Genomic DNA, 17,100 nt, shown 5'->3' with positions numbered 1-17,100 from the left:
TGTCGCACGCAGGGCCTGTGGAAACTCCCTGTGGCCGGCGAATTGCGCGCGCGCCGGGGCGCTTTTCATTTCGTTGCAACCTCTCTAGGAATAACGGGTGGAGTTGCTAGACCGCATGCCTCGCCGATCCCGGGGCATGCGGCAATGGAAGGGATAACATGGCTGAAGAATTGCCGGAACGTGAAAGCATGGAATTCGATGTGGTGATTGTCGGGGCCGGTCCATCCGGTCTTGCCGCCGCCATTCGGCTGAAACAGCTCAACGAGGACTTGAGCGTCGTCGTGCTGGAGAAAGGCGCAGAGGTCGGCGCCCATATCCTGTCCGGCGCGGTCGTCGATCCGTCCGGCGTCGACGCTCTTCTGCCCGGCTGGCGGGAGGAGGAAGGTCATCCCTTCAGGACCGAGGTCACGCGCGACCGCTTTCTTCTGCTCGGTCCCGCCGGCGCGCTCACCCTGCCGAATTTCGTGATGCCGCCGCTGATGAACAATCACGGCAATTACATCGTCTCGCTCGGCAATGTCTGTCGCTGGCTGGCCGAAAAGGCCGAGGCGCTGGGGGTCGAGATCTACCCCGGATTTGCCGCGGCCGAAGTGCTCTATGACGACGCCGGCGCGGTCATCGGCGTCGCCACCGGCGACATGGGGGTGGAGCGCGACGGCACGCCCGGCCCGAACTTTACCCGCGGCATGGCGCTTCTCGGAAAATACGTGCTGATCGGCGAGGGCGTGCGCGGTTCGCTCGCCAAGCAACTGATCGCCAAATTCGGCCTCGATGAGGGCCGCGAGCCGCAGAAATACGGCATCGGCCTGAAGGAATTGTGGGAAGTCGCGCCGGAGAAAAGCCAGCCCGGCCTCGTCCAGCATTCCTTCGGCTGGCCGCTCGATGCGAAAACCGGCGGCGGCTCCTTCCTCTACCATCTAGAGGATAATCAGGTGGCCGTCGGCTTCGTGCTGCACCTGAACTACAAGAACCCCTATCTCTCCCCCTTCGAGGAGTTTCAGCGCTTCAAGACCCATCCGGCCATCGCGCCGACCTTTGACGGGGCAAAACGCATTTCCTACGGCGCGCGGGCAATCTCCGAGGGCGGCTACCAGTCCGTTCCGAAGCTTTCCTTCCCCGGCGGCGCGCTGATCGGCTGTTCGGCGGGCTTCGTCAACGTGCCGCGAATCAAGGGATCGCACAATGCGGTGCTCTCCGGCATGCTTGCCGCCGAACGCGTCGCGGAGGCGCTTGCGGCGGGCCGCGAACACGACGAGATCGTCGAGATCGAGGCGGACTGGCGCAACGGCGCCATCGGCCGTGACCTGAGGAAGGTCCGCAACGTCAAGCCGCTGTGGTCGAAGCTCGGCACCTATGCCGGAATCGCGCTTGGCGGTCTCGACATGTGGACCAACACGCTGTTCGGCTTTTCCTTTTTCGGCACGATGAAGCACGGCAAGAGCGATGCTGCGTCGCTGGAGCCGGCGGAAAAGCACCAGCCGATCGACTATCCGAAGCCCGACGGCGTGCTGACCTTCGACCGCCTCTCCTCGGTGTTCCTGTCGAACACCAATCACGAGGAGGACCAGCCTGTCCACCTGAAGGTCAAGGACATGGCGCTGCAGAAAAGCTCGGAATACGAAATCTATGCGGGCCCTTCCGGCCGATACTGTCCGGCGGGCGTTTATGAATGGGTCGAGGAGGACGGCACGGAAAAATTCGTGATCAACGCCCAGAACTGCGTGCACTGCAAGACCTGCGACATCAAGGACCCGAACCAGAACATCACCTGGGTGCCGCCGCAGGGGGGCGAAGGGCCGGTTTACCCGAATATGTGACGGGTCCAGGCGGGAGGGGCGGAACCGGCGACCGCCCTGACCCGTTTCAGGCCAGTCAACAGTCTCAAGGACAAGCAATGCGTCTGAAAGGTATTTTCAATCGCGACGGCGGTACGTTCAAGACCACCGATATGGACGCATTTTCCGACCTTGCCGCCAATATCTTCCGCGATGCCGGGCATGAGTTCGAATGCGCGGTCGTCGGAGGCAGGGAAATCGCGGATGTGATCAAAAAGACGGTCGAGGCCGAAGGATTTGACGGCATGATCGTCGGCGGCGGCGACGGCTCGATCTCGCTTGCGGCGGGCTCGATGTATGGCACCGACAAGCTGCTCGGCGTCATTCCGGCCGGCACCATGAACCTCTTTGCCCGCAGTCTCGGCCTGCCGCTTGATATCGAGGAGGCCTTGAAGACGCTGGCCGGCGGCAAGCCCGCCCGAGTCGATGTGCCGACGATGAACGGCCGGCCCTTCATCCACCAGTTCTCCGCCGGTCTTCACGCGACGATGATCCGCAACCGCGAAAAACTCGACTATGATTCGCGGTTCGGCAAGATTTCAGCCAGCACGCGCGCCTGGGTCGATACGCTGCGCACCATTCCTGAAATCAGCCTCGGCTACGAATGCGCCGAGGCCAGCGGCGAGGGGAGGTTCGCCCTCGTCGGCGTCGCGAATAATCGCATCCACGGCAATGCCAGCCTGTTTACCGACCGGCCCCAGGGCGGCATGCTTGCCTTTTATCTGCTGAAGGCCGAGGAATTCGACTCGGTGCTCGGCTTCGCGCTCAGCTATCTGGCAGGCCGGATCGAGGACAGCGAGAACGTGACCGTGATCGAAACGGAAAGATTGACGCTCGACTTCCATTCAACGGGCATCGACCAGTCGCTTGATGGCGACCCGATTGAAGAGGTGCGCCATGCCGTGCTCGAGCAGCATCCCCGCTCGCTGCCGGTGATCGTCCCCGCCGACAGCCGGCTGGACTGACAGCCTTACTGGAAGGCCGTCAGTTTGTTGACAAAGCCTGTTTGCGGACTCAGAGAGCCTGCCCCATCCTCCGTCATCCCGGCCCTGAGCCGGGGGTCCATGGCTACAAAAACACCTTTTGCAACAATGTCTTAATCGCGAAGGTCCTTGCTGTTTGGCCCTGGATGCCGGCTCAAGGCCGGCATGATGGAAATGAGGACCGTGACCCTTGCGGGCAAACGGAAGGCCTTACTGGAAGGCCGTCTCGTAAAAACTTCTCAATTTGCGCGAATGCAGCCGTTCCGGTGGCATGGCGGCGAGTTTCTGTACGGCCTTGATGCCGATGCGGAGATGCTGTCGCACCTGGGTGGTGTAGAAGGCGGTCGCCATGCCGGGCAGTTTCAGTTCGCCGTGCAGGGGCCGGTCGGAAACGCAGAGCAGCGTGCCGTAGGGCACGCGGAAGCGGAAGCCGTTGGCGGCAATCGTCGCCGATTCCATGTCGAGCGCGATGGCGCGCGACTGCGACAGGCGCTTTACCGGTCCGCTCTGGTGCGAAAGCTCCCAGTTGCGGTTGTCGATGGTGGCGACCGTGCCGGTGCGCATCACCCGCTTCAACTCGTAGCCCTCAAGCCCGGTCACCTCGCCGACGGCTTCCTCGAGCGCCTGCTGGACTTCGGCGAGCGCCGGGATCGGCACCCAGACCGGCAGGTCGTCGTCCAGCACATGGTCCTCGCGCACATAGGCGTGGGCAAGCACGTAGTCGCCGAGCTTCTGGCTGTTTCTGAGCCCCGCGCAATGGCCGAGCATCAGCCAGGCATGCGGTCGCAGCACCGCGATATGGTCGGTGATCGTCTTGGCGTTGGACGGACCGACGCCGATATTGACCATGGAGATGCCGGAATTGTCGGCGCGTTTCAGGTGGTAGGCCGGCATTTGCGGCATGCGAACGCCGGTATGCCCGCCTTCCGGCTCCACCTCGCCCGGAAGCGTGATGTTGTTGCCGGGCTCGACGAAGGCGCTGTAGCCCTCTCCGCCCTTGGCCATTACCTCCCGCGCATAGGCGCAGAACTCATCGATATAGAACTGGTAGTTGGTAAACAGCACGAAGTTCTGGAAATGCGCCGAACTCGTCGCCGTATAGTGGCTGAGGCGCGCCAGCGAATAGTCGATGCGCTGGGCGGTAAACGGGGCAAGCGGTTGCGGCGCGCCGGGTTCCGGCTCGAAGTCGCCATTGGCGATCTGGTCGTCGGTCGTGTTGAGATCGGGCGTGTCGAAGATGTCGCGCAAGGGGACGTCGGCAAGCGCGGCGAGATCCGCCTCCACATGGGTGTTTTCGCCGAAGGCGAAATGCAGCGGAATGGGCGTGTCGGACTCTTCGACCGTCACCGGAACGCCGTGGTTTTTGATCAGCAGGCCGAGCTGCTCGATCAGGTAGTCCGCAAACAGGGTCGGGTGGCTGATCGTCGTCGCATATTCGCCAGGCGTCGCCACATGGCCGAAGGAGAGGCGCGAATCGGTGAGCCCGTAGCTGCCGGTCTCGATGCTGACCTTGGGATAGCAGGCGCGGTAGCGCCCCTCGATCGGCGCGCCGCCGGCAAGCGCGATGAAGGCATCGATGATGAAGCGGGTATTGCGCTTGTAGAGCGCCTGCAGGGCCTTCACAGCTTCGCCGGGGTCCGTGAAGCTCTGCGGCTCGACAGGATCGGGCGAAATGATCTTTGCTGTCAAAGCTTCGTTCTGGTGCATGGCGACCCTCGTGATGGCGGAAAACGGTCTGATCGCGAACAGGACCGCGCCACTCCGCTCTTTTTTGCGTTCGAAATCGATCTATATCGAAGGGATCAGTGTTTTGCGACACGCGAGAGGATGATTTTTCATGACCACACCGATCGAGCTTTTCTACTGGCCGACGCCCAACGGCTACAAGATCACGATTTATCTGGAAGAGGCCGGCGTTCCCTACAACGTCAATTACGTGAATATCGGCAAGGGCGATCAGTTCAAGCCGGAATTCCTGAAGATTTCGCCCAATAACCGCATGCCGGCGATCGTCGATCCGGAAGGGCCGGGCGGCGAGCCCGTCTCGGTGTTCGAATCCGGTGCGATCCTTCAGTATCTCGGCCGCAAGTTCAAAAAGTTCTATCCCGAGACCGAACGCGAACGGGTGGCCGTCGAGGAATGGCTGTTCTGGCAGGTCGGCGGGCTGGGGCCGATGGCGGGCCAGGCGCATCACTTCCGCAATTACGCGCCGGAGAAGATCGCCTATGGCATCGACCGCTACACCAATGAGGTCAACCGGCTCTATGGCGTCATGAACACGCGGTTGGGGGAGGCGGACTATCTTGGCGGCGATTATTCGATCGCCGACATGGCCTCGATCGGCTGGGTCCGCTCATATGAGGCGCAGGGCCAGAACCTCGATGACTTTCCGAACCTCAAACGCTGGTATGAGGCGGTGATGGCACGGCCGGCGGTGAAGGCCGGCATCGCCGTGGGGCAGGAGGAGCGCGCCAGAATGAACCTCGCTTCCGACAAGGACGCCCAGTCGGTGCTCTTCGGTCAGAAGGCGCGCTGAGCGGATGCCGCGTCGCTTCGGGCGCCTGGCTCAGCCAAGCGCCTGGAGCACGGACGGCAGTTCCTGCGCGAAGAGGTCCATGTCTTCGCTCGGACCGGTCGAAACGCGGATGCAGCGGTCAAGCGGCGCGACGCCCGGCATGCGGATGAAGACGCCGCGTGCGCCGAGCGCATCGACGATGGCGCGCGCATAGGCGCCGTCCCTGCCGCAATCGATGGCGACGAAATTCGTCGCCGAGGGCAACGGCTCCAGGCCGTTGTCACGGGCGATCCGGGCGATCTCGTCGCGCGATTCGCGGATGCGTCCGACAACGCTTTGAAGATAGGCCTGGTCGGCAAGCGCTGCCTCCGCAGCAACCAGCGTCAGGCGCGGCATGCCGAAATGGTTGCGGATTTTGTTGAAGGCGGAAATCGTCTCGGCCTCGCCGATGATGTAGCCGGCGCGCGCACCGGCGAGCCCATAGGCCTTGGAGAAGGTGCGGAACCGCATGACGTTCGGCCGGTCGAGAAAACGGTCGATCGCCGGAAAGGCCTCCGCCGGGCCGCATTCGCAATAGGCCTCGTCCAGCACCATCATGCAGGTCTCCGGCAGGTCCTCGACGAAGCGGATAACATCGTCCTCATGCCAGAAGCTGCCCATCGGATTGTCGGGATTGGCGAAATAGACCATGGTCGCGTCATGTTCCTTCACCGCCGCCATCAGCGCATCAAGGTCTTCCTTGTCGCCCGCATAGGGGACGCTCACCCGTTTTCCGCCGAACCCGTCGACATGGTAGTTGAAGGTCGGATAGGCGCCGAGCGAGGTGACGACGACCGTGCCCGGCGAGACGACCAGTCTGACAGCCATGCCCAGGAGTCCGTCGACGCCCTCTCCGATCATCAGGTTTTCCGGCTTGCAGCCGTGATGATCGGCAAGGGCCTTGCGCAGCGACAGATGCTCGGAATCGGAATATTTCCAGATGTCGCCGGCGGCCTCGCGGATCGCCGCAAGCACGGACGGTGCGGGTCCGAAGCCGCTCTCATTCGCGCCGATACGGGCGATGATCGGGTAGTTGCGGCTGCGCTCCAGCGCTTCGGGTCCGACAAAGGGGACCGTGGATGGCAGTTCCTTGATCAGAGAGGTAAAGCGCGGGAATGCGGCCATGCTGTGCGTCGTCCGGTTGCTGCGAGAAGGGGCCCCAACATAATCGCTGCGTTTTGGAAGGCAAGCACCGCGACATCCGCCGAAACGCAAAACGGCGCCACGCGGCGCCGTTGGCAAATTCAGTGCGGGTATTATCTCAGCGGAAAGCGCGAGCAGCAACGCGATCGATATCGCCCGGCAGCAGGCCGATATCCTTGAGCTCTTCGGCGGTAAGGTTGCGCAGCTGGGAGCGCGTGCGGCGGTAGCTGAACCATTTCATGGTGAAGTCGAAGGGATGCATGGGTGTTTCCTCGAATTTGTCCGGCAGCGTTGTGCTGTGTTGATTTTGGCCGGGAGAATACAAGGAAAACGGCAATGCGTCGTGTGCAGTTATTATGCAACTGCCATGCATTTGTGCACTAGATAGCACAATATCGGTGCAGGTCTATGGCATCGCATAGTTTTGAGGCATTCTGCGCATGACAAGCGTCAAGTCTGCTTTTCGCAATCAGTGCCTGCTCAAAAAAAAGCCCCGCGCCTGGTTGGGCGTGGGGCTTTTGCAAGGTTGGGAAAGGCAGCGCTTAGAATGCTGCCTTGCGGGCAACGCGACGGATGTCTTCGCGGTTGATGCCGAGGTCGGACAGTTCGCGCGCATTCATGCGGCCGAGTTCCGAAACGGTCTGACGATACTTGATCCAGTTGTTGAACGAACGAGCCATGCTCATATTACTCTCTCCTGTTTGCTGCGGCGCTTCGATTTCCTGCGCCTCAATCTCTGATGACCGGGATATAGTCCTTGCCTTCGGTCTCGGTCAGTGGGTTTGCGGTAAAGCCGCTATGCGTTTCGCGCATGGCAATGCGGGAGAGGGTCTGTAAACGCTGCGACAGCGAGCAGAATCGCTATTGAAAGGTTGATACGTGTCGTGAATTCCGGGCGTCATCGGACAATGGGCGAGACCGGTTTCACAAGACTGGGATGCGCAATGGGTTGGATCGGGAGTGTGCATCGCACAAAAAAATAACGCTCACCGGGGGAGGAGGATCCGGTGAGCGTCATTTGCGTTGGTCGACGACTGGGAGGAGGAGCGTCGTCAACCCATCGAAGCGCGCTCGGAGGAGGAGGAGTGCGCGGCTTCGAATTTCAAACCCGGGGACCGGGCCAAGTCACTGAGCTTCTGTCAAACCGTTTTGATCTCTGCTCAATCACTCTGTTGATCCTTATATACGCGTCCGAGCCGGAAATTTGCAGTGCCATCTCGGCATACAAGGTATGCGCTCGGCGCATGCCGCATGTCTCGCGGCGTCTTCTCTGCCGAAGAATTAGGGAGCGTCGGCTCGATCAGTCGAGGCCGTTGCGCGTGCGCATGAAGGCGATGAACTGGTCCTCATCCATCGGGCGCGAGAAATAGTAGCCCTGCTGCAGGAAGCAGCCGAGCGCTTCCAGCTTCTTGTAGTGCGCCTTCGAGGTCACGCCCTCGCAGATGACGCCGATGTTGAAGGTCCGCGCGATGCGCACAATCGTCTCGACGATCTGGAGGCTCTCCTCCGATCCGGTGATCGGTGCAATCAGCTGGCCCGCAATCTTCAGCCGGTCGGGGCGCACCTGGTTGAGGCCGACGAGCGAGGCATAGCCCGAGCCGAAGTCATCAAGATCGATGCCGATGCCGAGTTTCCTGATGGCATTGACCGTCTTGATCAATGCGGTATCGGGCCGGTCGAAGGGGATCGACTCCAGCAGTTCGAAATGAACCGTGCCCGGCGGAAGGTCAAACGAGGCGAGTTGGTCGAGCAGCAGCGGGTCGCGAAGGCGCTGCGAGGAGATGTTGACCGAGATGCCGGGAAGCGGAACGCCCGCCGCTTTGGCGTGGTCGATGACCGCGACCGCCTTCCTGAAGACAGTGTCATCGATCGCATGCAGCAGGCCGAGTTGCTCGGCCACATCGAGAAAGGCCTTGGGCTCCAACACGCCCCGTCGCGGATGCTGCCAGCGGACGAGCGCTTCAACGCCGATGATCGCTGACGTCCTGACATCGAAGATCGGCTGGTAGTGGGCGATGATCTCTCCGTTCTCGACAGCCTCCTGCAGCTCGTCGGCCAGACGTTTCAACGAGAAGGTCTTGGCCATCAGGTTGCTGGTATAGTTCACCGTGCGCCCGCGCCCGCGGTTCTTGGCCTCGTAGAGCGCAAGGTCCGCCTTGATCAGGAGGTCCGAAGCCGTATCGGCGGAATCCTCGGCCGTGGCAATGCCGAGACTGACGCCCAGGCGGCAGGAGCGTCCGTCAATGCGCAGCGGCTTGGAGAAAGCGGCGGTGACGGTTGTCGCGAAGGCCTCGACATCGCTGGTCGCCGGCATCAGGGCGACGAACTCGTCGCCGCCGGTGCGCGCCAGGAAGTCGTCGGGGCCGAGGTTCTTCATGAATGTTTCGGCCGCGTAGCGCAGAACGTCGTCGCCGAAGAAATGTCCCATCGTGTCGTTGATGGTCTTGAACCCGTCAAGGTCGATCAGCACGATGTTCATGCCTTCCGGCATGGCGCCGCCGCCCTGGGCGGCTGCCAGTCGCTTTTCGAAATGACGTCGGTTGGGTATGCCCGTCAACGTGTCCTGCAGGGCGATCTCTTCCATGCGGGCGCGGGCCTCTTCCAGCGCGACATTCTGTTCTTCCGCCCTTGCCTTGGCGTCCGCCAGCGCCTCCTGCAGCGCCTTGTCGGCGGAAACATCCCAGTTGACGCCGACAAATTTGCGCTTGCCGTCGGCATCGCGATAGGCGTTGCCGGCAGAGCGAATGGTCCTCTCCTGCCCCTCGGGCGTGATGATGCGGTATTCGGTCAGGAAACCGTTCTCGTTCTCCGCGTCCTCCCAGCTGAAACGGCGGAAGCGTTCCTGGTCGTCGGGATGCAGCCTGGCGCGCCAGCTCTCGAACGTCTGAACATGGCTCTCTCCCTCAATGCCGTAGATCCTCAGGATCTGGTCGTCCCAGATCTGGATGTCGGTTTCCAGATCATGTTCCCAAAGCCCGATATTCGAAGCATTGAGGGCAACGTCGAGATGGCGCGAAAGGTTGTCGACGGCCATCATGCTGCGGCGGATATTGATATTGTCCCTGAGACGCGCGCGGAACAGGAGCAGCAAGGCGATGAAGGGCGCGACAAACATCAGGACCAGTAAGCCGCCGGCGAGCCGGAACGCCCGGCCCCAGTCGAACAGGCCATCCGAAAGCGCGCGCGGCGCTACGCTGATCGTCCATGTCGCGTTGTCGACGCGCACGTCCTGCCGGATCGCGTCCTCCACGGGGAGGTCGCTTTCGCCGGCGACGGCGCGATCGTCGGGGCCCGGTGCGGCAACGGTCGTGACGCTGAGCTGGGTCGTCTCCTCAAGCTCCAGAAGGCCGACAGCCTCGAGGATCGCCTCGAAGCCGACGACGAGTTCCATGTTTCCCGCATCGAACACATAGCGATAGACGAGGATCCGTTCTCCGTTCGGCAGCCTGAAGGGCCCGAAGATCTTTCGCTGGTCAACATCCTCGGCGGGAACCGGAAGCTCGCGCATGGTGGCCGAAAGGTCCTGCGGCGAAACGCGTGTGGCGTCGTCGCGGTTGAGGATGACTGCCTTCGTCCACGGCGCGGAGGCCAGATAGGTGTCAACGGATGTGTCATAGCCCTCAAGGCCACCCTCGTCGAAACTCTCGGCAAGCGCCTGGCCGACATTGTCGGTCAACTTGAGAACCGATTTCAGCGCCTTGGCGAAGCCTTCGGCCCGGGCTTCGGCCTGTTCCTGGCGCTCCTGGCGGATCGCATCGCGAACGGCCAGCCCACCGAATACCGTTCCCGCAGCCAACGTCGCAAAGAACAGGATCGTCAGGGCCGTGTAGAGCCTGATCGTCGAACGCCTGTCGCGTGGTATGCTGGCGTTCTTCAGCAGCGCCATTCAATGACCCGCAGAAAAGAAACGGCTTTTGATCGCATCGCAAGCTCCCCTGTTGCCTGTCTCGCCCCACGCCTCCGCCGGTCACCGAGGTCGGGGACAATCCGCCGGCGTCGCACCTTGCCCGCGGCTGCCTGCCGCTTCTTGTTGTCGCCACGCGCGGCAGACTGCGCGGACGTCACGGGTCGTATTCCCGCCTGCTTGTAATCTGTGATAGGAGCCGTGCCTCCGATAGTCAAACGGCTTGCTGCATTGTTGGCGACGGATCGATCGAGACGTGCATGCAAGCCCGTCGGCGATGTTGCGGGCAAGGACTGTTGAGCCATGGAAAGTCCACATCGTGCGGTTGTTTCGCCGGGCAATAGAGATCAAAGGCTGGTCACCTGCAGGCTTTGTTACGGCGACCGCGGTGCGTCCTCGAAAAATGTTAACAAAAAAGATTTGCCATTCAACAGATTGCTTCGTCGCGCCGGAGAACACGATTTCGCTGTTCTTGTTTGTCATCAAAAGGTTGCCCCGAAGCGATTTCATTTCCGTGTGAAACGCTCTAAGAGATGAGCGCGGGCGGAACCGCGCGTAAAGGGTCGCGTTGCTGACAGAAAGGTTTCCCAAAATGAGCCATCTGGATGAAGAAGTGCTGAACGAGACCGAAGCGCGCGAGCAGATCGACGATATCTACAGCGAGGAAGGGGCGGTCAGCGCCGAGTTCCTCGCTGGCGTCCAGCAGGCAATCGCCGAGGGCAATACCGCCTATCTGCGCGAAGAGGTGGCGAGCCTGCACGAATCCGAGCTCGGCGACGTCATCGAGGCGCTCGATTACGAAAGCCGGCCCGAACTGGTGCGCCTGCTCGGCGACGAATTTGACCTGACGGCGCTGACCGAGGTCGACGAGGCGATCCGCCTCGACATCATCGAATCGCTGCCCTCCGAACAGCTCGTCAGCGCGCTGAGCGCTCTCGATTCGGACGACGCGGTCTATATCCTCGAAGACCTCGAGGACGAAGAGCGCGAGAATATCCTCTCGAAACTGCCGTTTACCGAGCGGATCAGGCTGACGCGCTCGCTCGATTATCCCGAGAGTTCGGCCGGCCGGCGCATGCAGACGGAATTTGTGGCGGTGCCGCCGTTCTGGACCGTCGGCCAGACCATCGACTACATGCGCGAGGACGACGACCTGCCTGATTCCTTCTCGCAGATCTTCGTGGTCGATCCGACCTTCCGGTTGCTCGGCGCGGTCGATCTCGACAGCATCCTGCGCACCAAGCGCCAGGTGAAGATCGAGACGATCATGCGCGAGACCAACCATCCGATCGATGCCGAACTCGATCAGGAGGAGGCTGCCCAGGTCTTTGAACAATACGACCTTCTGTCTGCTGCCGTGGTCGACAATAACGGCCGTCTCGTCGGCGTGCTCACGATCGACGATGTCGTTGACGTCATTCACGAAGAGGCGGATGAGGACATCAAGCGCCTCGGCGGCGTCGGCGACGAGGAACTCTCCGACAATGTCGTCAGGGCGGTGCGCTCGCGTTTCGGCTGGCTTCTGATCAATATGGGCACGGCCTTCATGTCCGCGAGCGTCATCGGCCTTTTCGACGAATCAATCGGCCAGATGATCGCCCTTGCCGTACTGATGCCGGTCGTCGCCTCGATGGGGGGCAATGCCGGCACCCAAACGATGACGGTAACGGTGCGCGCGCTCGCCACCCGCGATCTCGACATCTACAACGCAGCGCGCATTATCCGCAGGGAGGCCGGCGTCGGCCTGTTCAACGGCGTCGTCTTTGCATTGTTGATCGCGTTAGTTGCCGGTTACTGGTTTGACAACCCGCAACTCGGAGGAGTTGTGGCCGCTGCCATGATCATTAACATGTTCGCCGCCGCCATGGCCGGCATTCTGATTCCTCTTCTTCTTGACCGAGCTGGCGCCGATCCTGCCATTTCTTCGTCCGTTTTCGTGACCACAACCACTGACGTCATCGGCTTTTTCTCGTTCTTGGGAATTGCGACTTGGTGGTTTAACATCTAGTTTCATAAACGTTTTTCAAACCAAACAAAAATAAACGTCGGGGCGCATTGTGCAGAAGAGATTTTACTCGATTACAGAACTTACGCGCGAATTCGGGGTATCCACCCGGACCCTCAGATTCTACGAGGATGAGGGACTGCTGCAGCCCGAGAGGCGCGGACGCACGCGGCTTTACAGCGAGAATGAGCGCGTGCTGATCAAGGAAATCCTTCGCAGCCGTCGTATCGGGCTAACGCTTGCCGAGATCAGGGACATGCAGAACCTGTTCCATCGCCCGCCAACCGAGATCGACCAGCTGAAGCAGACCATGAACGAAATCAAGTCGCGGCGCGACGACCTGCGCCAGAAGCGCCGCGACATTGACGAGATGATGAGCGAACTCGACATCGCCGAAGAGACCTGCCTGGCCCGTCTCGCCGAAATCGGCGTCGGCACCTGATCCCTCCCGGCCGTCCTTACGGCCTCTCCTCCGACAATCCTACCGAATGCTGCAGGACATCGCGATCCGGCCGAGCGCGACCGCGTCCTTGTCCGTGGTCTGGTTGCGCATCAGCGGCGCCAGCAGGCCCTCCTGTTCCAGCGCGTCGAGCGTGCAGGCGCAATAGGAGCGGCAGAAGCCCGCCTCGTCCGTCTGTTCGCACGCAGCCTGACAGCCGGAGAGATAGGCCGGCGCCGGGTTTGGCGGGGCCACCAGCGTCGCGACATAGACGAGGCCGTAGAGCACAGGCTGGTGGACGAGATAGAAGATCAGGCTGTGACGGCCGAGAAAGGTCAGTGGGTTTTCCGTCGCCGGTAGCTGTTTCTGCCGCCTCAGCCAGGACAGCGTGAGCTTCGAGGCGGCGAACCCGGCGAGGAAGGGCGCAATCCACGGCAGCAGCGGCACATAATCGCTCGAGGGGTAGGGGTGGGCCGCCATGCCGATCCAGGCGAGATAGCGCGGATCAAGCGCGTCGAACCTGACGAGATGGGGCGCAAGCAGGGCGATTGCGGCAATCACGAGGGTGATGACGGCCGGCACCCTGCGGAACAGAAGGCCGATCACCGAGGCGACTGCGATGATGTGGAGGATGCCGAAATAGATGATGGCGTCGGGCGTGGCGAAGAACGAGACCGCTGTGATCGCGAGGCTGGCGGCCGCCAAGATGGCGAGCCGCCTCAGGAAGGATCGCGGCCTCAACGAAGCGCCATGGGCCATCCACAGGCTGTAACCGGCCAGGAACAGGAAGCTGGCCGCGTCCAGATGAGCGAAGATCGCCCAGCCGCCGCGCGTCGACAGGCCGGGGGAGACATAGCCGAAAAAATCGAGGTCCCAGACGAAATGATAGATCGCCATGGCGATCAGCGCGATCCCGCGTGCGGCATCAATCGCATGGATGCGCCGGCTCTTCGTCGCAGGCGTCGTCTTCTCGTTCATGCGGTCTCTCCGCTTTCGCTTTGGGTGGCTTCCAGTATGGTCCGGCGCGCCTCGGAAAAATACTGGCGACGCGTCAGGATCATGAACACGAAGGCCGTCGTAGCCATGAACGCATAAGGACCGAGAAACCAGCCAAGATAGCCGATCGACAGGAAAATCGCTCTGAGCCCGGTGTTGAAGTGGCGCGCGGCGATAATGTTGACCTCGGCGATCTGCTCGGCCATCCGCTCCATGTCCTTGCCGCCTTCAGGTGTGTCGCTGCGCATCGGCAGCGCGCCGAACAGGATGGTGTTGTAATTGAACAGGCGGTAGGACCAGCCGAATTTGAAGAAGGAATAGCCGAAGATCGCCGCAAGACCGCCGGCCTTCATCTCGAATGCCGCCCGGGTCGAGGGAATGAGGCCGGGCAGGTCCTCGAACAGCATCTGCGCCCGGTCGGCCTCGCCCATCAGCGCGAAACAGCCGCCGATGGCGAAGATCGAGGTCGAGGCGAAGAAGGCGGTTCCGTTCTGCAGGCCGGAGAGGATCTGCGTGTCGATCATCCGCAGATCGCGCGAAAGCGCCGTCTTCATCCAGCGCCTGCGGTGGATCATCATGGCGGAGGTGAGGCTCGTGCGGCGGATCAGGTTGAACCGCCCGCTGACCGAACTGTCGAATACGAACCAGCAGAGAAGAAAAAAACTGAGTGCGAGAAAATCGGTGCCCGTCATGAAACCCGGCCTTCGGTCGATGCGTTTTTCCGGCGCGTACAAGGGGTTGGCGAGAGGCCCTCAGTCGCGTCACTCCTGTTGTGTCGACAGCGCGGGGGCTTTGCAAGCGGCGATCTTCAAAATTTCTCCGCATCCCCCATTGCAGTTTCTGTGACAGTTTAATAAAGCGATAACCATCGGTGCGCATCCTCCCAATAGGCGCACTGGGGTCAAGACAATCGGAGCTATTATGGAAGACACCGCGCACAAGTCCTGCTGGGGTGTAACCCTGCGGGCTGTTATCGGTTTTGGTGCTGTTCTCGGAATTGCGTATCTCGTCATCGCCGTTTGAACAGCCTATCGAATTTTCCGTAAAAACGACGGCGTTCCTGCAAGAGGGCGCCGTCGTTTTCGTTTGACGCCCGGTTTTTCTCCTTCGCATTGATTTCTGCCGCGATCAGGTGCGACCATGTCGGTGAGGCGCGCGCCTTCCTGCCGCCCGCGCCGCCAGATGACAGAATGAACGCAGCATTTTTGGCAATGGAGAGACCGGAATGTTCTTATCGGTTTTCGAGGTCTTCAAGATCGGGATCGGGCCGTCGAGTTCGCACACGATGGGGCCGATGTCGGCCGCCAACCGCTTTCTGGCGCTGCTGGCCTCCAGCGAATGGCCGCGCCCGGCAGGCGCCGTCGTCTCGCATCTTCGCGTCAGCCTCCATGGTTCGCTCGCCTTCACCGGCGTCGGCCATGCCAGCGATCGCGCCGTCATCCTTGGGCTTGCCGGCGAGCGTCCGGATACGGTCGATCCGGACCGGATGGATGCGATCATCGCTGATATCCGGCAGAAGGGCGCCGTCGAGCCCCCGGGCCACCCGTCCTATGCGTTCGACTGCGAGGCGGATGTGATCTTCAACAGGAAGGAGCCGCTGCCGGGCCACGCAAACGGCATGACCTTTTACGCGCTCAATGCCGACGGGGCGATCCTCTTGCGGCAGGTCTATTATTCCGTCGGCGGCGGATTTGTGCTGACCGATACGGAGTTGACGGCGTGGAAGGACGCGAAGGACTTTCCCGCCGGCGAGAGCGATGAGGGCACAATTCCTTTTCCCTTCCGCTCTGCCGCCGAAATGCTGGATATGGCCAAACGTTCCGGCCTGACGATTGCCGCGATGAAGCGCGCCAACGAGGAGGCGCGGATGACGCGCGGCGAACTCGATGCCGGTCTGGACGCGCTGTGGGATGCCATGCATGGCTGCATCAACCGGGGCCTCAAGGGTGAGGGCGTGCTGCCGGGCGGGCTGAACGTGCGCCGCCGCGCAGGCCAGCTTTATGACAAGCTGTCCAGGGCCAAGCTTTCCAACCAATTCGACCCGCTGATGGCCAATGACTGGCTTTCCATGTTCGCCATGGCCGTCAACGAGGAGAATGCGGCAGGCGGTCGGGTTGTCACCGCGCCGACCAATGGCGCGGCCGGCGTCGTGCCGGCGACATTGCGCTATTTCCGCGAGTTCCAGAACACGGGCGGAAAGGAGGCGACGCGCGACTTCCTTCTGACGGCAGCAGCCATCGGCGGCATCATCAAGACCAATGCCTCGATATCGGGCGCCGAAGTCGGCTGCCAGGGCGAGGTGGGCTCAGCCTCGGCCATGGCGGCGGCGGGGCTCGCAGCAGCCATGGGGGGCACGCCGGAGCAGGTGGAAAATGCTGCCGAGATCGCGCTCGAGCATCATCTTGGCATGACCTGCGATCCCATTGCCGGCCTTGTGCAGGTGCCCTGTATCGAGCGCAATGCGCTGGGCGCGGTCAAGGCGGTGACGGCCGCTTCGCTGGCGCTCAAGGGCGACGGCACCCATTTCGTGCCGCTCGACAATTGCATCGAGACCATGCGCCAGACGGGCAATGACATGCATGAGAAATACAAGGAGACCTCCACCGGCGGCCTTGCCGTCAATGTGGTGGATTGCTGACTTTTTCATGCCGTCAAAACCTTGACGATACCCCTTCGCCGCGCTTCATAAGCTCCATGAGCCTTCATATTCTGAAATTATGCGTCGGCGCGACCGGGATTGACGATTTGCGTGGCTGGGTCTCGCAAAGGTCCATGGCCGCGATTGCCGCCGGCCTCGAGCCGCACACCGTCCACACGACGCGGATGACGCCGAAGCGGCGCGACGAAATTCTCGACGGCGGTTCGCTCTACTGGGTCATCAACGGCCAGATCCGCGCGCGCCAGGCCCTGCTCGACATCACCAACCATACGGACGGGCAGGGGATCCAGCGCTGCGACCTCGTGCTTGCCCCGCAGGTCGTGGATACCGTGCCGGTGCCGCGCAAGCCGTTTCAGGGCTGGCGCTACCTTAAAGCCGAGGACGCGCCGCGCGATCTTGATTTCGGCGAGGGCGGCGAGGATATGCCCGAGGAGCTGCGTGCGGAGCTCGCGGAACTGGGACTTTTGTAGGAAGGCGTCAGAAAGGCCGACTGAAGAGTCCACCTCTAATTTGTTGGCAAAATATGTTGCAGACCGATGGGGCTCGCCAACAATTCTCCGTCACCCCGGCCTTGAGCCGGGG

General features: G+C 61.7%; 14 protein-coding genes. 7 read left to right on the top strand and 7 right to left on the bottom strand.

Annotation, left to right across the window (positions count from 1 at the left end):
- Nucleotides 1-158 precede the first annotated feature (158 nt).
- Both FF124_RS15735 and FF124_RS15730 read left to right on the top strand, forming a co-directional pair.
- Complete coding sequence (locus FF124_RS15735) at nucleotides 159-1,817, top strand: electron transfer flavoprotein-ubiquinone oxidoreductase (RefSeq protein WP_138749433.1); 1,659 nt, start codon at nucleotides 159-161, stop codon at nucleotides 1,815-1,817.
- A 77-nt stretch (nucleotides 1,818-1,894) separates the two neighbouring features.
- Entirely contained in the window at nucleotides 1,895-2,800 is a 906-nt protein-coding gene (locus FF124_RS15730; RefSeq protein WP_138749432.1) for a diacylglycerol/lipid kinase family protein, read from the top strand.
- Nucleotides 2,801-3,028: 228 nt separating this feature from the next.
- On the opposite strand, the gene FF124_RS15725 is transcribed toward FF124_RS15730, so the two are convergent.
- A complete protein-coding gene (locus FF124_RS15725) occupies nucleotides 3,029-4,525 on the bottom strand; it encodes an AMP nucleosidase (protein ID WP_138749431.1) in 1,497 nt (498 codons plus the stop codon).
- 130 nt (nucleotides 4,526-4,655) lie between these two features.
- On the opposite strand from FF124_RS15725, the gene FF124_RS15720 reads away from it, so the two are divergent.
- The gene (locus tag FF124_RS15720; protein WP_138749430.1) at nucleotides 4,656-5,354 is read left to right on the top strand and encodes a glutathione S-transferase N-terminal domain-containing protein; all 699 of its coding nucleotides are present in this window, start codon (nucleotides 4,656-4,658) and stop codon (nucleotides 5,352-5,354) included.
- A gap of 30 nt (nucleotides 5,355-5,384) precedes the next feature.
- Here FF124_RS15720 and FF124_RS15715 read toward each other — a convergent pair whose 3' ends face one another.
- From FF124_RS15715 to FF124_RS15700, 4 genes are all read right to left on the bottom strand, one after another.
- Nucleotides 5,385-6,497, bottom strand: a complete 1,113-nt coding sequence (locus FF124_RS15715) for a pyridoxal phosphate-dependent aminotransferase (protein WP_138749429.1) — start codon at nucleotides 6,495-6,497, stop codon at nucleotides 5,385-5,387.
- A gap of 136 nt (nucleotides 6,498-6,633) precedes the next feature.
- Nucleotides 6,634-6,777 (bottom strand): DUF1127 domain-containing protein, encoded by a 144-nt coding sequence (locus tag FF124_RS15710; RefSeq protein WP_138749428.1) that lies wholly within the window; start codon nucleotides 6,775-6,777, stop codon nucleotides 6,634-6,636.
- Nucleotides 6,778-7,057: 280 nt separating this feature from the next.
- Nucleotides 7,058-7,201, bottom strand: a complete 144-nt coding sequence (locus FF124_RS15705) for a DUF1127 domain-containing protein (RefSeq protein WP_106304947.1) — start codon at nucleotides 7,199-7,201, stop codon at nucleotides 7,058-7,060.
- Nucleotides 7,202-7,815: 614 nt separating this feature from the next.
- Entirely contained in the window at nucleotides 7,816-10,401 is a 2,586-nt protein-coding gene (locus tag FF124_RS15700) for a putative bifunctional diguanylate cyclase/phosphodiesterase (protein WP_138749427.1), read from the bottom strand.
- Nucleotides 10,402-11,011: 610 nt separating this feature from the next.
- Here FF124_RS15700 and mgtE point away from each other — a divergent pair.
- The gene (gene mgtE / locus FF124_RS15695) at nucleotides 11,012-12,427 is read left to right on the top strand and encodes a magnesium transporter (RefSeq protein ID WP_138749426.1); all 1,416 of its coding nucleotides are present in this window, start codon (nucleotides 11,012-11,014) and stop codon (nucleotides 12,425-12,427) included.
- A 46-nt stretch (nucleotides 12,428-12,473) separates the two neighbouring features.
- On the top strand, nucleotides 12,474-12,866 hold the full coding sequence (locus tag FF124_RS15690; RefSeq protein WP_138749425.1) for a MerR family transcriptional regulator: 393 nt from the start codon (nucleotides 12,474-12,476) through the stop codon (nucleotides 12,864-12,866).
- Nucleotides 12,867-12,905: 39 nt separating this feature from the next.
- Here FF124_RS15690 and FF124_RS15685 read toward each other — a convergent pair whose 3' ends face one another.
- Nucleotides 12,906-13,841: an acetyltransferase domain-containing protein gene (locus FF124_RS15685; RefSeq protein ID WP_138749424.1), complete on the bottom strand. Its 936-nt coding sequence runs from the start codon at nucleotides 13,839-13,841 to the stop codon at nucleotides 12,906-12,908.
- The gene (locus tag FF124_RS15680) at nucleotides 13,838-14,551 is read right to left on the bottom strand and encodes a DUF599 domain-containing protein (RefSeq protein WP_138749423.1); all 714 of its coding nucleotides are present in this window, start codon (nucleotides 14,549-14,551) and stop codon (nucleotides 13,838-13,840) included. Before FF124_RS15680 ends, FF124_RS15685 begins: the two co-directional genes overlap by 4 nt.
- 533 nt (nucleotides 14,552-15,084) lie before the next feature.
- On the opposite strand from FF124_RS15680, the gene FF124_RS15675 reads away from it, so the two are divergent.
- Nucleotides 15,085-16,497: an L-serine ammonia-lyase gene (locus FF124_RS15675; RefSeq protein ID WP_138749422.1), complete on the top strand. Its 1,413-nt coding sequence runs from the start codon at nucleotides 15,085-15,087 to the stop codon at nucleotides 16,495-16,497.
- 56 nt (nucleotides 16,498-16,553) lie between these two features.
- Nucleotides 16,554-16,988, top strand: a complete 435-nt coding sequence (locus tag FF124_RS15670) for a DUF1489 family protein (RefSeq protein WP_138749421.1) — start codon at nucleotides 16,554-16,556, stop codon at nucleotides 16,986-16,988.
- The last annotated feature ends 112 nt before the right edge of the window (nucleotides 16,989-17,100 follow it).

This window comes from Martelella lutilitoris (genome assembly GCF_005924265.1).
GTDB lineage: Bacteria > Pseudomonadota > Alphaproteobacteria > Rhizobiales > Rhizobiaceae > Martelella > Martelella lutilitoris.
Note: the sequence above shows the minus strand (reverse complement) of the source record. Positions and strands in the feature narration are given on the sequence as shown.

Coding starts and splice junctions, on each gene's coding strand:
- FF124_RS15735 (WP_138749433.1), top strand. CDS start 159: ATGGCTGAAGAATTGCCGGAACGTGAAAGCATGGAATTCGATGTGGTG.
- FF124_RS15730 (WP_138749432.1), top strand. CDS start 1,895: ATGCGTCTGAAAGGTATTTTCAATCGCGACGGCGGTACGTTCAAGACC.
- FF124_RS15725 (WP_138749431.1), bottom strand. CDS start 4,525: ATGCACCAGAACGAAGCTTTGACAGCAAAGATCATTTCGCCCGATCCT.
- FF124_RS15720 (WP_138749430.1), top strand. CDS start 4,656: ATGACCACACCGATCGAGCTTTTCTACTGGCCGACGCCCAACGGCTAC.
- FF124_RS15715 (WP_138749429.1), bottom strand. CDS start 6,497: ATGGCCGCATTCCCGCGCTTTACCTCTCTGATCAAGGAACTGCCATCC.
- FF124_RS15710 (WP_138749428.1), bottom strand. CDS start 6,777: ATGCATCCCTTCGACTTCACCATGAAATGGTTCAGCTACCGCCGCACG.
- FF124_RS15705 (WP_106304947.1), bottom strand. CDS start 7,201: ATGAGCATGGCTCGTTCGTTCAACAACTGGATCAAGTATCGTCAGACC.
- FF124_RS15700 (WP_138749427.1), bottom strand. CDS start 10,401: ATGGCGCTGCTGAAGAACGCCAGCATACCACGCGACAGGCGTTCGACG.
- mgtE (WP_138749426.1), top strand. CDS start 11,012: ATGAGCCATCTGGATGAAGAAGTGCTGAACGAGACCGAAGCGCGCGAG.
- FF124_RS15685 (WP_138749424.1), bottom strand. CDS start 13,841: ATGAACGAGAAGACGACGCCTGCGACGAAGAGCCGGCGCATCCATGCG.
- FF124_RS15680 (WP_138749423.1), bottom strand. CDS start 14,551: ATGACGGGCACCGATTTTCTCGCACTCAGTTTTTTTCTTCTCTGCTGG.
- FF124_RS15675 (WP_138749422.1), top strand. CDS start 15,085: ATGTTCTTATCGGTTTTCGAGGTCTTCAAGATCGGGATCGGGCCGTCG.
- FF124_RS15670 (WP_138749421.1), top strand. CDS start 16,554: ATGAGCCTTCATATTCTGAAATTATGCGTCGGCGCGACCGGGATTGAC.